This is a genomic window from Bacteroides clarus, assembly GCF_015555825.1.
Taxonomy (GTDB): domain Bacteria; phylum Bacteroidota; class Bacteroidia; order Bacteroidales; family Bacteroidaceae; genus Bacteroides; species Bacteroides clarus.
Window position 1 is genome coordinate 147,428 of the sequence record NZ_JADNLF010000001.1, and the last position, 16,700, is coordinate 164,127.

Below are 16,700 nucleotides of genomic sequence, written 5' to 3' on the forward strand. Positions count from 1 at the left end.
TATTATTAACTATGAATGTCTTGACATCGCCTATCCTCAGTTTGTATCTTTGCAAACTATTGTGCGTAAAGAGCGAGAATAGAGAATAAATATAATAAATGTCTGATAATCAACTGCAATATGAAACTGTCGCAATTTAAATTTAAACTTCCTGAAGAGAAGATCGCCTTACATCCTACAAGGTATAGAGATGAGTCGCGCTTAATGGTATTACACAGAAAGACGGGCGAAATCGAACACCGTATGTTCAAGGATATTTTGGAATATTTCGATGATAAGGATGTATTTATCTTTAATGATACGAAGGTGTTTCCCGCCCGTTTGTACGGCAACAAGGAAAAAACCGGTGCGCGTATCGAGGTATTTCTGTTGCGTGAGTTGAATGAGGAGTTGCGTTTATGGGATGTGTTGGTGGATCCTGCCCGTAAAATCCGTATCGGTAACAAACTCTATTTCGGCGAAGACGATTCTATGGTGGCCGAGGTGATTGACAATACTACCTCGCGCGGACGTACCCTTCGTTTCCTTTATGACGGGCCGCATGACGAGTTCAAGAAAGCCCTGTATGCATTGGGTGAAACGCCGCTGCCGCACAGTATCATCAACCGTCCGGTGGAACCGGAGGATTCGGAACGCTTCCAGTCTATTTTTGCCCGTAACGAAGGTGCCGTAACGGCTCCGACGGCCAGTCTTCATTTCAGCCGCGAGTTGATGAAGCGCATGGAGATTAAGGGAATAGACTTTGCTTATATTACGCTGCATGCAGGTTTGGGTAACTTCCGCGATATCGATGTGGAAGACCTTACCAAGCATAAAACGGATTCCGAGCAAATGATTGTTACGGAAGATGCCGTAAAGGTTGTGAATCGCGCCAAGGATTTGAACAGGCAGGTATGCGCCGTAGGTACTACGGTGATGCGTGCGATAGAGAGCACTGTCAGCACAGACGGCCATTTGAAAGAATACGAAGGCTGGACGAATAAGTTCATCTTCCCGCCGTACGACTTTACGGTTGCCAACGCGATGGTGTCCAACTTCCATATGCCGCTTTCCACCCTGTTGATGATTGTTGCCGCTTTTGGCGGTTATGAGCAGGTAATGGAAGCCTATAATGTAGCGTTGAAAGAGGATTACCGTTTCGGTACTTATGGAGATGCAATGCTGATTACGGATAAATAAAATAAAGGTTGGTAATCCCTGTTTTTATTGATGTACGTTTACTTTAGTTTAGGGACTAATCTTGGCGATAAGGAGCATAATCTCCGTCTCGCCGTTCAGAAAATAGAAGAGCGGATAGGGAAAGTGATTTCCCTGTCCGCTTTTTATGCTACCGCTCCGTGGGGCTTTTCCTCTGAGAATACATTTTTGAATGCCGCTGTTTGTGTGGAGACGCTTCTTCCGCCGTTGTCTGTTCTGTATCTTACTCAGGAGATGGAACGTGAGATAGGACGTACTCATAAATCTGTCGGCGGGGTATATAGCGACCGGCTGATAGATATAGACTTGCTTTTGTATGATGACCGGGTGATGGATACCCCCGAACTGAAACTGCCTCACCCCTTGATGCACGAACGCCGTTTCGTGATGGAACCGTTGGTGGAGATTGCACCGGATTTAGTTCATCCGGTATTAAAGAAAAAAATGCGGGAATTGCTGTAAAAAATTGTATCTTTGTTTCCGCGCATAAATCAGTTTGCTCATGTTCAGATATTCGGCTTTCATAGTGTTTCTTCTGTGTTTTTATTCGGGCTTGACGGCCGGGGATAAAACGGATGATGATATTTTGCTTTTGAAGCTGGATAAGATGATTCAGCAGCGTGAGACATATCAGAAAAAGGTGGAAAAGGATATTGCGGAGCTTCGCAGGACGTTGGATTATGTAGGAGATGATAGAGCGAGGTTTGATATTTTGGGTGATTTGTTTGTCAAATACCGTTCCTTTAGGGTTGATACGGCGTTGATTATAGCGGAAGAAAGGCTGGAACTTGCAGACGGATTGGGTGAAGAATACGTTAATCAAGGGTTGATGAATCTGGCTGATGCTTTGAATAAAATAGGAAAGCATGAAAATGCATTAGGTATTCTGGATAAAGTAAAGAGAACTGAGGCTGTGCGAAAGGATACCTATTTTTATTATTTGTATCATACTACCTATTTGTCCTGTTACAGTGATGAAATGGAAGTGTCCAAGAAACAGTTGTTCATGCGGCAGATAAGGGCTTATAAGGATACGTTAGTGGCTATCAGCGATCCTAATACCGCCAGCTATGTGACGAATAAATGCGGCAGTCTGAGCCTGCAGGGAAAATGGGATGAGGCTATCCGGATATTGACCGGATATTATGAACGTTGTACGGATGATGATCCCGACAAGGCGAGAGTGGAATATCTGTTGGCGGAATTATATTTGGGCAAACGTGATGTACAGTTGGCAAAGCATTATCTTATCCGGGCTTCCATTACCGATATAACGAATGCCAAAAAAGTGTATATGTCGTTACAGCAATTGGCAATTTTGCTTTTTCAGGAAGGAGATATCGAAAGAGCTTATAATTATATTTCTTGTTCACTGGAAGATGTGAATTTTGGGAAAGCCCGTTATCGTATCGTGGATATAGCTGAATATCTCCCTATTATTAAAGCCGCCAATGATAGTCGTGTAAAAGCTGACAGGGACAGGGTGTTGTTTTTTCTTTTAGTTTTGTCCATTCTCGTTATTACACTGATTATCGCTTTCTTTGTTCTTCGCCAAAAGAACCGTAAACTGCTGAGGGTAAAGCAATCGTTGGCGGAACAGAATCAGCGTCTGCAGGAAATGACGGAGAATCTTACCCGGATGAACGAGGAAATTAAAGAATCCAACCATATTAAGGAAGAATATATTGGCTTGTTGTTTAATATCTGCTCTGAGTATATTTATAAACAGGAAACCGAGCGCAAGAGCTTATTGAAAATTGTCAATACCGGTTCTATGGCGGATATTTCCAAGATGCTTCATAATCAATCCTCTACTACGGAAGACTTTAAACTGTTCATCAGTAAGTTTGATACTATATTCCTGTCTATCTTTCCGGATTTTGTGGAATCTTTCAATACTTTACTGAAAGAGGACGAACGCATACAGCTAAAAGAAGGTGAATTGTTAACGCCCGAACTGCGTATCTATGCCCTTATCCGTTTGGGTATTGATGATAATTCTAAAATCGCCAATTTTCTTCATTATTCGCTTCAGACAGTATATAACTATCGTTTAAAAATGAGGAATAAAGCGATTATTCCCGGAAAAGATTTGGTTGTTCAGGTACAAAAACTGTAAAAAGCGTCTCCTTTGAATTTACTTTTATTGTGTATGACTTTTTTGTTAATTTATTGATAATAAGGGTGCTATATTTTTATTATCTTTCCTTTTACTTACTTTTTCATTCATAACCTTTGTCAAGCGAAAGTATAATATCTACTTTCGCCTACAATCTAATTTTTATACCGAATGTGGTATACTTTGTTACACTTTAATTTAAAACATTATGAAAGGCAAGAAAAATCCAGAAGCTTTTGGAAGAAAGTGGCGGTATCTGTTTATGATGCTCGCTTTGGTTTTCAGTGTAGGGGTTTCTGCACAAAAAACAGTTATTAAAGGTAATATCTCTGATAGGGAAAATTTACCCGTTATCGGAGCAAATATCTTGGAAAAAGGGACGACAAATGGAACTATCAGTGATGTGGACGGTAATTTTACAATCACCGTCAGCAGCCCCAAGGCTGTTTTACTTATTAAATATATCGGCTATAAAGATGTGGAAAAGGTCGTTTCTCCAATGATGAAAATCTTGATGGAGGAAGATAGTGAGATGCTCGAAGACGTAGTCGTTATAGGTTATGGAAGTGTGAAGAAATCTGATGCGACAGGTTCGGTAACCGCTATCAAACCGGATGATTTTAATAAAGGCTTACGTACTACCGCTCAAGATGCTTTGGTGGGTAAAGTACCGGGTGTAAATGTCGTTTCAAGCTCCGGCGCTCCGGGAGCGGGCGCCACTATCCGTATCAGAAGCGGCGCATCACTATCTGCATCCAATGATCCGCTAATTGTTGTTGACGGTGTACCGGTGGACAACTCCACTATTGAAGGTGGCGGAAATGTAATCGGAGGTATCAACCCGAACGATATTGAAACATTTACCGTATTAAAAGATGCTTCAGCCACTGCTATCTACGGTTCCCGCGCATCTAATGGCGTGATTGTAATTACTACTAAGAAAGGTTCCGATTCCAACCTGCGTTTCAACTATTCTACTAACCTTTCTGTAAGCACCATTACGGAAAAATTGGATGTACTTTCCGCTGATGAGTTCCGTGAGTTCGTTCCTACGGTATCGGGTGTTCCGGGCTCCGTGACTTTGGGTACGGTTTCTACTGATTGGCAGGATGAGATTTACCGTACGGCATTCGGACAAGAACATAACTTTTCCGTTTCCGGTAAGGTAAAGAAAAATGCACCTTACCGTTTGTCGGTAGGTTATAATAATCAGAATGGTGTGGTAAAGACAAATAACTATGAACGCTTTACCTTTAATGGAGGTATATCTCCTAAGTTTTTTGACAATCATCTTACCGTTGACCTGAACGTTAAAGTTTCGTATGAGGATAATCAGAAGGTGGATGAAAGCGTCGTTAATAATGCGCTCCGATACGATCCTACCCGTCCTGTCATGACCGGAAGTGCAACGGGAGCCGATGAGCCGGGATTGGGTTATTTTATTTGGATGAATGGAAATTCTCCTATGGCTATTCAAACCGATAACCCTGTGGCGCAACTCGAATTGCAGAATTTGCATAATAAAGTAACCCGTTCCATCGGTAATGCTGCCATCAATTATAAAGTGCACCGTTTGGAAGATTTACAGTTGAACGCCAATTTGGGTTATGATGTATTGAGAAGTAAATATACTAAGAATGTGCCCGATATGGCCGGCATGATGTATACATCTAACATGAAAGACGGTACGGGACTTATGTATGATTCTAAACAGAATAAGCGTAACTATTTGTTGGATTTATATGCCAACTACTCTCATGTGTTCAATGAAAAGCATAATTTCAGCGCAATGGCGGGATACGGTTGGCAACATTTCTGGAAAAAATTCGATGCGACCACTCTCTCTCCGGAAGGCAAAGAACTGTTCTCACCAAATCATTATGAGTCTGAATATTATCTACTTTCATTCTATGGACGTTTAAATTACTCGTATGATAATCGTTATATGATTACAGCCACTCTGCGTTCAGATGCTTCTTCACGTTTTGCCAAGGATAACCGTTGGGGCTTATTCCCTTCCGTTGCATTGGGATGGAAGATCAGTCAAGAGGCATTTTTACGCGATTCGGAAGTGTTGTCAGACTTGAAGTTGCGTTTGAGCTATGGTCAAACCGGACAGCAGGATATTCTGAATGACTATCCGTATATGACTACCTTTACGGTATCTTATCCGGAATCTTGTTATCAATTCGGTGACAAATGGTACTATACTTATCGCCCGAACGGTTATGATTCTGATATTAAATGGGAAACTACCGAAACTTATAATATCGGTTTGGATTACGGTTTTCTTAACAATCGTATTTACGGTTCTATTGATTACTATCAACGCCACACAAAAGATTTGCTGAATACTATCAATGTAATTTCAGGAACCAACTATTCCTCCGTCATTACAACCAATATCGGTGAGATGGATAATAAAGGTGTGGAATTTGCCATCAATGCGGTGCCTGTGCATACAAAAAACTGGAAATGGACAGTGGGCATGAATTATACATGGAATGATTCTGAAATAACCAAGCTGAATGTTATTGATTCGGATGCCAATTTTGTGCAGACAGGAGCTATTTCTGGTACGGGTAAGACGGTTCAGGTATTTATGGTAGGTCAACGTCCCTATACTTTCTATCTGGCAAAACAGGCTTATGATGATGGAGGTAAACCTATCGAAGGGCAATATGTGCAACCGGATGGCTCTATCTCTGCGACAGAAACAAAATATGCCACGAGCAAAAGCGCATTGCCGACATCCTATCTGGGATTCAATACCCAGCTTACTTATAAAAACTGGGATTTTGCCATTAGCGGACACGGGGCATTCGGTAACTATGTATATAATTATGTGGCTGCCGACCAGTATGTGCAATCGGTGTACAGCGATCAAGGAAATTTCTCCAATATATTACGCAGAACTAAAGACTCCGGTTTCCAGAACCAACAACTTTATTCGGATTATTTCTTGGAGAAAGGCAATTTCTTCCGCATCGACAATATTTCTTTGGGATATACGTTCCAGAAGTTATGGAATAGTTCCAGCTCTTTGCGCCTGACGTTCGGTGTGCAGAATGTTGCTACCTTTACAAGCTATTCCGGTATTGATCCGGAGATTTACAGCGGTATCGATAAAGAGGTATATCCCCGTCCGCGCGTATTTTCATTAAGTGCTAATTTAAATTTCTAACGGCTTAAAACTATACAATATGAAAAATATAATTGCTTATTCGTTTATTTTGTTTTTCGCGGGCATAAGTCTGGTCTCTTGTCTGGGTGACTTGGACACGATGCCTTTGGATGATAACCAACTGGTAAGTGAAAAGGTATATCAGACAAAAGACGGTTATACCGGTGTCTTGGCAAAGTGTTATGCCTCACTGATTTTGACGGGGCAACAAGGTGGTGATGGAGGAGATGGCGACCTTGAAGGCGCTAATGAGGGATATTCCGGTTATGTACGCCTGCTGTTCTATTTGCAGGAGTTGAGCACGGATAATTTCCTGATGCCTTCCTCTTCCAACGGATTGCGTAAATGCTTGAACTTGCAGTGGGATGCTTCCAATGCTTCAGTCATTACATGGACCTACCAGAGACTTTATATGAGTATCGCTTATTGTAATGAACTTTTGCGGGAATGCACAGAAGGCAAATTGCAAGGCAGAGGACTTTGGGAAGAGATGAAAGACGACTATATGAGTTATCGTGCAGAGGCTCGTTTCATACGTGCTTATTGCTATTCGATGCTTTGTGATTTATTTGGCGCGGTTCCTTATGTAGATGAAAATACGGGTGTGAAAGAAATTCCGGTACAATATACGCGTAAGCAGATTTTTGAGTTTGCGGAAAGTGAGTTATTGGCTATCGAGAATGAGTTGAAGGCTCCGGGAACCAATGAGTACGGACGTGTCGATAGGGTAGCCGGCTGGTTTTTACTGGCCCGCATGTATTTGAATGCACAGACATGGATTAATGAGAATAAATACCAGGAAGCATATACTTATGCTACGAAAGTCATTGCCGATGGGCATTATCCGTTGGCTTCTGACTATCGCGAAATCTTTTTGGCCGATAATAATACCTGTAAGGAGATTATTTGGCCGTTGGTACAGGATGGTCTGCGCGCACAGAGTTCTGCCGGAACGAACTTCTATGTGAGGGCTTTTGTGAATGGTCCTATGGATGAACTCTATAAAACAGGTGTTGGTTCCAGAGGTTGGGGCAATGTTCGCGCTAAAGTGTCATTGGTGGATGCGTTCGATGCGGATGATGTTATGTTCGATGGCAATGATACCTGGGGAAATAACAAGAAAGATAAAAGAGCACAGTTTATGACCGCTCTTCCTAATCAGGTAAAAGATACATGGGATGTAAATATGGATATGACGAGTACGTTTACATGCGGTTATGGTTACATTAAGTGGAGAAACGTAACGAAAGAAGATGAACTTAGCGCTTCGGGGGATGCTTATACTTCTATTGATTTCCCGTTGTTCCGTACTGCTGATGCATATTTGATGGCTGCTGAGGCTATTTTGCGCGGAGCAAGTGGCACACAAAGCGAGGCGCTGGGATATGTAAATGAAGTCAGGACAAGAGCTTATATGTCTGGAAAATATGCGAAAAGCGGTGTACGTTCCGATGTGTCCGGCGAGATTGGTGCCAATGAGCTTGATTTGGATTTTCTGCTGCTTGAGCGTCAGAAGGAATTGGCTTCCGAATTGATAAGACGTACCGACCTGATCCGGTTCGGTAAATATACGAAAGGTAATAATTGGGATTGGAAAAATGGCGTACGTTTGGGAGAGGATGTGGATGATAAATATAATCTGTTCCCTATTCCGGAGAGCGAATTGACAAATAATCCTACTTTAGTACAAAACGATGGTTATAAAGTAATAAAGTAAAGATATGATGAAGCTGAAACAAATTCTATTATGTAGTTTGATAGTAATGTGCTGTGCCCCGCTTGGGGCGCAGACATCTAAAGAAGAGATGTTTGCTACTCCTGAGAAAACGGGAGGAGTATATTGGGCGTATCCCTTGGATTTTGCTCCGCAGACCAAAGCGCCTAAGGGATATAAACCTTTTTATATCAGTCATTACGGACGGCATGGTTCTCGTTATCTGATTGCCGACCGTGATTATAAATGGTTGGTAGACCTTTTTGAGGAGGCGCATCGTGCGCAAGCGCTTACCGGTTTGGGAGAAGATACGTATCAGCGTTTGCTCACAGTTTGGGAGGAAGCGAAAGGGCATGGTGGGGATTTAACCCCATTGGGAGTAAGGCAACACCGGGGCATTGCTGAAAGAATGTATACCTCATTTCCAGAGGTGTTTAAAGGAAATCCCTTTATATCTGCCCGTTCTACCGTTGTGTTGCGCTGTGCTATGAGTATGGTGGCTTTTGGTGACCGTTTGAAAGAATTAAATCCCGGCTTGCGGATTTCTTATGAGGCGAGCGAGAAGTATATGGATTATTTGAATTATCATACAGATGAATCTAACCGTTTCACTTCTTCTCATGACGGTCCTTGGGCTGAAGAATATAGGAAATTTGAAGAAGCTCATACCAATCCGGAACGTCTGGTCGCAGCTTTATTTAAAGATAAGCATTTTATTGTAAAGAAGATAAATCCCAAAGAACTGATGTGGGGAATGTACTGGGTGGCCAGTGATATGCAGAATGCCGAAACAAAAGTTTCTTTCTATGATTTATTTGAGGCGCAGGAATTGTTTGATTTGTGGCAATGTGTCAATTATCGTTTTTATGTAGGGAATGCCAATCATGCCGATGGAAAGGGTGTTGTAGTAGCCAATGCCAAATCATTGTTAAGAAATATTTTGGATAGTGCTGATGAAGCAATCCGAAAAGGTGGTATCGCTGCCACTCTCCGTTTTGGACACGATGGTAATGTGATTCCTTTGGTGGCACTGATGCAAATAGAGAATTGTAATGTTGCAGTCAACGATCCGTATGAAGTTTATAAGGTATGGAGTGATTTCAAGGTGGTTCCTATGGCTGCCAATGTGCAGATTATCTTTTTCCGGAATGAGAAATCCGATGATATTCTGGTAAAGATTATGCATAATGAAAATGAAGTGCATATTCCGGTACAAACCGATATGTTCCCTTATTATAAATGGAGGGACGTTGAGAACTACTATCGGGGAATGTTGCAATAAGAATATTTTTTGAAGTTAACAATATAGAAACTATTGTGAGAAGTGCGACGATGGGATATCGGCGCACTTTTTTATATTATATGTCCGCTTCCTTCGTACGATATTAGTATATAATCGTTCTATTTTTATATTTGTGATAGTCTCTTCTCGCTATTTTTGCTATAAGTTGGCGCAAGATGGAAAGGAGGTTGTCTTAGTTAAACCGGCTGTTTTATTGGATATACCTCGGGAATAATTCATAAGTTTGTTTTTCGTATTAAAGGAAGTCTGTTATATGTATAAAAAATATCTTACTTTTCTCTTCTGTTTCTTCTCTTCTTTTTCGTTTGCACAGAATATACATTTTCAGGCAATCGGAGTAGAAGACGGTATCTCGCAACCGACAGTAACATCTATCTATCAAGATGAATTCGGAATTATCTGGATAGGGACTAAGGATGGATTGAACCGCTATAACGGTACCGATTTTTATGTTTTCCGTCCGGTAAAGGATGATAAGAATAGTTTGTACAATAATAATATAGGTACAATCTGCGGTGACAAGCAAGGGCACATTTATATCCGCTGCAAATATGCGGTTGTTGAGTATGATATAAAGAAAAATACTTTTCATACAATTCGTGATAATGATATTCAGGCTATCAGTTACGGTAATACGCAATTGTGGGTTTGTACGAGAGATTCCTTGTTTACTTATAATCGCGTAGAAGATAAACTTGATTATTATTATAATCTGGAAGGTACGCGTATGTCTTGTGTAAGTGAGGACAGTGATGGTAATTTATATGTGGGAACCATGAACAATGGTTTGTACATGATAGACGGTAATAAGAAATGGCTGAACTATCTTCCTAAGAAAGATATAACATGCATCTATGAAGATTCTAAAAAAAGTATTTGGGTAGGAACTAAAGATGACGGTCTTTTCCGATTAGACAGGAATGGTGGAATAACCAATTATGGGACTGCTCCTCACCAGAATATGCTATCCAGCAGTTATGTCCGTTGTATTGTGGAAGATAATTTGGGTAATTATTGGATTGGAACCATTAAAGGTTTGGATAAGCTGAATGCTGCTACCGGTACTTTCACTCATTACAGTAAAGATAATAAACCGTATAGTCTAAGTAATTCTTCTATTATCTGTATGATGAAAGACAGGCAGGGTACTTTCTGGATCGGTACGTATTATGGCGGGGTAAATCTGTTTAATCCCGACTATGAGATATATACATATTATTATCCTGATGAAGCGCAAAAGGGAAAACTGACCTCTCCTTTTGCCGGAAGGATGATAGAGGATTCTAAGGGAGGAATATGGATTGCGACCGAAGGTGGCGGAGTGAATTATCTCGACAGAAAAACAAGAACCTTTACTGAATATAAGCATGATGTAAGTAAGAACTCTCTTGCGTCTAATACGATTCAGAGTTTGTTTCTAGATGAGGATAACCAAGCTTTGTGGATAGGAACATTACGGGGCGGATTAGACCGTTTGGACCTGAAAACATATCGGTTTACCAATTACCGGTATAATGCTGAGAAAAAGAATTCATTGATTAATGATATAGTTCGTAAAATTATTCCTTATAAAGGGAACCTGTTATTGGCTACTCATAATGGGATTGGTCTTTTCAATCCTGAAACAGGAGAGTGTGTGAAGCTATTGAATGACAGTCGGCTTAATAACAGACAAATTATAGATATGCTTGTTGATAAGAAGAATAATCTGTGGTTTTCTTACTCATTGGGATTGATAAAGTATAATCTGGAGACTCAGAAACGTAATGAGTATTTTGTTCCCAATACTTCGAAACAGGCCATTGGGCCGAACTTGATTAATGTACTTTTTGAAGATAAGAAAGGTAATATCTGGGCAGGCTCTTCAGGGGATGGCATATTCCTGTACGAACAAGACTCCAATACATTCAAATCGTTTAACTCGCATAATTCGGATTTAATCAATGATTATATACTCGATATAAAAGAGTCGCTTTCCGGCTATCTCCTGATAGCCAGTAATCAAGGATTCTCACGTTTTGATATGGAGAATCAGCGTTTTTACAACTATAATAAGCAGAATGGTTTTCCTATGACGGCATTGAATCCATATGGCTTGTTTGTGGCCAGTGATAATGAGATATATCTTTCCGGTCCTAAAATGATGATTTCTTTCTTCGAGAAAGAGTTGAATTCCTATGTGAAGCCTTATCAGTTGAATTTTACTTCATTGGAAGTAAATAATCAGCAGATTTTGCCCAATGACGGTTCCGGAATTCTTACGGAATCGATTCTGTATCAGCCACAGATCACTTTAAATCATAATCACTCCATTATAACCGTTAACTTCTCATTATCCAATTATGTATCAGTATTGAAAAATAGAATCTATTACAAGTTGGAAGGGTTTGATAAAGATTGGATGAGTGCAGGTTACCGTAAAGCCATTACTTATACAAACCTTAATCCGGGTGAATATAAATTGAAGATTAAAAGTTCGGAAGAATATTCCGGTAAGGAGAGTATTTGTAAAGAAATAGATATTATAGTAAAACCACCTTTTTATAAATCTACTTGGGCATATTGTATTTATGTTGCTATTATTATCATATCGGTCTATTTGGTGGTGAGTTTCTATTCATCAAAATTGAAACTGAGGGCTTCGCTGGAGTATGAGAAGAAAGAAAAGAAACAGATTGAGGAACTGAACCAATCCAAACTTCGCTTTTTTACCAATATATCACATGAGTTCCGTACTCCGCTTACGTTGATTGTGAGCCAATTGGAAATGCTGATGGAACGAAGCGATATTCAACCTTTGGTGTATAGTAAGCTGGTGAATATCCATAGGAATACATTGCGTATGAAACGTTTGATAACCGAACTATTGGATTTTAGAAAACAGGAACAAGGCTTTGAAAAGTTTAAATACAGTAAGCAGGATATTTACGCTTTTCTGGATGAAATTTATCTGTCTTTTAAAGAGTATGCGCGGGGTAAGCAGATTAATCTTGAGTTTCTTAACAAGGATAAGAATCTTGAAGTCTGGTTCGATGTGGTACAATTGGAAAAGGTGATTTATAATTTGTTGTCCAATGCTTTTAAATATACTCCTTTGGGCGGTACGATTTCACTGTCGGTACAGGAATATGAGAACAGTGTTGTGGTTACTGTGTCGGATACGGGAGTGGGTATTGCTGAAGAGAGCCTGGATAAGATATTCGACCGTTTCTATCAAGTGGACAGTATGAATAACCAGAAAGGTACAGGCATAGGTCTGGCGCTTGCAAAGAGTATAATCGAAGCCCATAAAGGGAAAATCAGTGTCCGGAGTATGGAAGGGAAAGGAACGACTTTCGTTGTTGAACTACCTTTAGGAGACAGCCATATTACCGATGCACAGAAAATAGCTACTCCTGATATTGATTCATCGTGTATCTCTGAACTGACAGTATATGGTTCGCAGGTACCGGCGGATGTGGTGGATGATGAAAATATGGATAATCAGTCGGACGAGACAAGAAGCAAGATTCTTATTGTAGAAGATAACGAAGAACTTAGAGGTTTATTGGCGCGTTTGTTCTCTAAAATATATACTGTTTATGAAGCTCAGGATGGTGAGGAAGGATTTGAAAAGACAAAAGAAGTACAACCTGATATTGTACTGAGTGATATTATGATGCCCAAAATGTCCGGTATAGAGATGTGCAGGAAGATAAAGAGTAATTTCGAGACTTCTCATATTCCTGTGATATTGCTTACGGCACAAACAGCTGAAGAATATACCATGCAAGGGTTAAAAATGGGAGCGGATGACTATGTAACCAAACCTTTTAATGTGAAACATTTGTTTATGCGTTGTAACAACCTGGTGAACAGTAGAAAATTGTTACAGCAGAAATATGCGAAACAAATGGATAATAATGTAGATATACTGGCAACCAATAGCGCGGACTATCAGTTCATGGAACAATGTGTAGCCTGTGTTGAACAGAATCTGGATAATCCGGATTTTGATGTGAATATGTTTGCCCAAGCTATGAATACGGGACGCACCAAACTCTTCCTGAAAGTTAAAGGTATTACGGGACAGACACCGAATGACTTTATTCTGAATATCAGGTTGAAGAAGGCGCAAATGCTCCTCAAGCAAATGGATACGAAGACTGTTTCAGAAATAGCGTATGAAGTAGGCTTTAATTCCCCAAGCTATTTCATCAAGCGCTTTAGAGAATTGTTTGGAGTGACTCCTGCCCAATATCAAAAAGGTGAAGAATAAACTTACTTATTATATATACACTATGAAGACAAAATTACTATGCACGCTGTATTTTTTGTGTCCATTGGCCGTGTCGGCGGCAAATGTTCATAAACTTACTCCGATTACTACTGATAAGGATGTCAGAGTTGAAATAAGTTTGTCCGCTGAGGCAAACGAACACCTGTCTCTTGATGCAGTCATTTCTAATACCCGTAATGGTGAGGTATTGTGTAATCGTTCAAAAGAGTTTTCTTTTAAGAATAAAGTCGATACGACAATAGTATGGAAAATAGATGGTTTGAATCCGGAATTGTGGAGTCCGGTTACTCCTGTTCTTTATAACCTTGAGATAAAGACGAATACTGAGGTTTTACGCAAACGGATCGGTTTCAGGAGATTTGAGATGCGGGATGGGGTGTTCTATCTGAACGGGAAACCTATCTATTTGCGAGGTAATGCCATTAATCCGCCGGAAAGAGGGATACCTGAGCCCTTGGAAAGAAGTAAGGAGTTTGCTCGTGATTATGTCCGTTTTATGAAAAGTTTGAATATAAATATCATTCGTATTCCTGATGACCAAAACTGGATGGATGTATGCGATGAAGAAGGCATGATGATTTTTGCCGGTCGCTATGGACGTCCTAAGCATGGAACCAAGACTGCACCGCCGGCAGACTTTGATTTATCGCTTAAGACATATAAGGAAATAGATTTAGGCCCGTTTAGCCCTCACCCTTCTGTTGTCATTTATATATTGGCTAATGAAATGCCGCCTGAAGGTGAAGTTGGAGCTCGGTATCGGGAGTTTCTGACAAAAATGTGTGGTGAACTCAAGAAATGGGATGATACCAGGTTGTATATAGGTAATACTGGCTATGGACTTGGAAAATCAGGTGATATTTATGATGTACACCGGTATTGGGGGTGGTATTACAACACTTTTCTGACTTATCTAAACATGCGTGATAAAAGTATGTGGCAGAATCCGGGTAGAGTTCAGCCTATTACATTTACTGAGTGTGTGGGTAACTATACGGGGATAGACGGACGTTTTAACCTTTGTTCCCGGACTAAGCAGCCCGGTTCGCAAAAGTGTTGGACCGGCCATCTGCCAAATGAAGAACAAGCTGAGGCTGCTATGTCATATCAAGCCTTTGTCCTAAAAAATGCTACGGAACTGTTTCGTCGGTTGAGATGCCAGAATGGTAATCTTGCAGGTACTATGCCTTTTACCATAATATTCCATAATTGGGATGGAGTAAAGTCGTTTGCAGAAATGAAACCGAAACCTGTGGCATGGCAGTATCAGACAAGTTATCAACCGATATTGCTGAGTTGGGAAAACTGGCAGTCGCAGATTTATGCAGGAAATAAGTTGTCGGTCGTTGCTCATGTGGTTAATGATGATGACTATTGCAATGATTTGAATGGCGCTCGTTTGCAATGGTGGATTGAGAAAGGAAATGAGAAGTTTTTGTCAGGAGATATCGAACTGCCGTCTGTTCCTTACTATGGGACATATAAGAGTCCTCTTTCAATTGATATTCCCCGGGGTTTAACTTCGGGAGATTATGTATTGAAAGGTGAAATTTGGGTGGATGGCAGGAAGATATCCCATAATGAGAGCGAGATTTTCATTGCAGGACAGGATTGGAATAATAAGGATGCAATTGGAAAAACGATTTATGTATATGACTCTTCGGCGGGGGAACAAACCCGCAGTCGCTTGCAAAAGCTTGGTTATATGGTGAAGCCGATACGTACGGTTATGGATTTACCTCGCAATTCCATTTTAGTTTTGGGAAAGGATTCTTGGGACAATAACATAAACAATCAGGTTGAACAATTAAGGGAGTATATAAAGAAAGGAGGACGCGTTGTTTGTCTGGAGCAGGATCCGGCTAGATTCAATCAATCATGGCTACCGATTTCGGTTAAATTCTTGGAAGACAGTAATAATAATCCGGTCTACCTGTCTCCTTCTTTGGCATATAAAGACGGTATGAATATTAATCTTGAGCGTCCTTATCATCCGGTCTTTAAAGGGCTGACACCGAAACGTTTTAAACTTTGGTCTGATTATACTTCTTATGATGAGTCGCAAAAGGGATTTCCTGCTATTTATCCGGTGGATAGAGGATATGACTTGCATGCAGCTGATTTGAAAAACGTGGCAATTCTTGCTAATTATAGTCGTGCGTTATCGGCAACTGCTTTGTCGGAGATGTTTATGGGTAAAGGGTCTGTGTTATTGTCGGGTTTCGATTTGATAAATCATTGTGGAACGGATCCGGTGGCAGATAAACTTCTTTCAAATGTATTACATTATATGGCTACTGATAAAAAGCATGAACCATATGTGGCAGTGAGTGACTCTATTGTTTGGGGAGATTATGCGTCTGAGCGAGGTATTGTGAATGCTCTTTGTAATGGCTTGATGGTAAATACGGTTCCTATTATTCCGAAAGGGCAGGAGAAGGACGCCAAATATAAGTTGAAGATTGATGAGTATGGCTATCAATATGCCGGGGCATATGGTGGCTGGAATTCAAAACCGGGTGTACAATATGTACCCTATGGGAGAAGACCGATGGCTCCGTTCACGTTTTCGCGAGGAGGAAGCCCGCTTATTGAAAAATCATCTGTAACAGGCGAGGGGTATTTTTACATAACTTTACCGGAAAAGAAGAATATAATGATTACTGTATTAGAGAATCCTGTGGATGAACCTATCCGTATCAGTCTTTCCGTAAACAATGAAGCGGGAAAGGAGTATGTAATTTTGCCTAAGCAGCAATTAAGTATTGAAACGGATATTTCTCATATAAAGAATGCGATGAAGGTATCTTTGAAAGGAGATAGGCGCACGATTCTGCTGAAAACCATATTAAGTATGAAACAGACTCGGAAATAATGTTTAATCGAATAAGTTGTACTGCTTGA

At 40.5% G+C, this 16,700-nt stretch carries 8 protein-coding genes; all 8 read left to right on the forward strand.

The genetic code is table 11. The features are described 5' to 3' along the window. The first annotated feature begins 120 nt into the window (after nt 1-120). Nucleotides 121-1,179: a tRNA preQ1(34) S-adenosylmethionine ribosyltransferase-isomerase QueA gene (gene queA, locus I2F54_RS00550; RefSeq protein WP_022218630.1), complete on the forward strand. Its 1,059-nt coding sequence runs from the start codon at nt 121-123 to the stop codon at nt 1,177-1,179. Between the two features lie 30 nt (nt 1,180-1,209). Next, entirely contained in the window at nt 1,210-1,659 is a 450-nt protein-coding gene (folK, locus tag I2F54_RS00555) for a 2-amino-4-hydroxy-6-hydroxymethyldihydropteridine diphosphokinase (RefSeq protein WP_009122021.1), read from the forward strand. Nucleotides 1,660-1,699: 40 nt separating this feature from the next. Then, nucleotides 1,700-3,316: a DUF6377 domain-containing protein gene (locus I2F54_RS00560; RefSeq protein ID WP_195500299.1), complete on the forward strand. Its 1,617-nt coding sequence runs from the start codon at nt 1,700-1,702 to the stop codon at nt 3,314-3,316. A 208-nt stretch (nt 3,317-3,524) separates the two neighbouring features. Beyond that, entirely contained in the window at nt 3,525-6,500 is a 2,976-nt protein-coding gene (locus I2F54_RS00565; protein WP_195500300.1) for a SusC/RagA family TonB-linked outer membrane protein, read from the forward strand. Nucleotides 6,501-6,519: 19 nt separating this feature from the next. After that, nucleotides 6,520-8,217: a RagB/SusD family nutrient uptake outer membrane protein gene (locus I2F54_RS00570; protein WP_195500301.1), complete on the forward strand. Its 1,698-nt coding sequence runs from the start codon at nt 6,520-6,522 to the stop codon at nt 8,215-8,217. 4 nt (nt 8,218-8,221) lie between these two features. Next, complete coding sequence (locus I2F54_RS00575; RefSeq protein ID WP_195500302.1) at nt 8,222-9,496, forward strand: histidine-type phosphatase; 1,275 nt, start codon at nt 8,222-8,224, stop codon at nt 9,494-9,496. A gap of 274 nt (nt 9,497-9,770) precedes the next feature. After that, on the forward strand, nt 9,771-13,775 hold the full coding sequence (locus I2F54_RS00580) for a hybrid sensor histidine kinase/response regulator transcription factor (RefSeq protein WP_195500303.1): 4,005 nt from the start codon (nt 9,771-9,773) through the stop codon (nt 13,773-13,775). Between the two features lie 22 nt (nt 13,776-13,797). Continuing rightward, a complete protein-coding gene (locus I2F54_RS00585; RefSeq protein WP_195500304.1) occupies nt 13,798-16,671 on the forward strand; it encodes a glycoside hydrolase family 2 TIM barrel-domain containing protein in 2,874 nt (957 codons plus the stop codon). Nucleotides 16,672-16,700 lie beyond the last annotated feature (29 nt).

Bases quoted from the DNA above. Each gene is read 5' to 3' on its own strand.
- queA (WP_022218630.1), top strand. From the start codon at position 121: ATGAAACTGTCGCAATTTAAATTTAAACTTCCTGAAGAGAAGATCGCC.
- folK (WP_009122021.1), top strand. From the start codon at position 1,210: ATGTACGTTTACTTTAGTTTAGGGACTAATCTTGGCGATAAGGAGCAT.
- I2F54_RS00560 (WP_195500299.1), top strand. From the start codon at position 1,700: ATGTTCAGATATTCGGCTTTCATAGTGTTTCTTCTGTGTTTTTATTCG.
- I2F54_RS00565 (WP_195500300.1), top strand. From the start codon at position 3,525: ATGAAAGGCAAGAAAAATCCAGAAGCTTTTGGAAGAAAGTGGCGGTAT.
- I2F54_RS00570 (WP_195500301.1), top strand. From the start codon at position 6,520: ATGAAAAATATAATTGCTTATTCGTTTATTTTGTTTTTCGCGGGCATA.
- I2F54_RS00575 (WP_195500302.1), top strand. From the start codon at position 8,222: ATGATGAAGCTGAAACAAATTCTATTATGTAGTTTGATAGTAATGTGC.
- I2F54_RS00580 (WP_195500303.1), top strand. From the start codon at position 9,771: ATGTATAAAAAATATCTTACTTTTCTCTTCTGTTTCTTCTCTTCTTTT.
- I2F54_RS00585 (WP_195500304.1), top strand. From the start codon at position 13,798: ATGAAGACAAAATTACTATGCACGCTGTATTTTTTGTGTCCATTGGCC.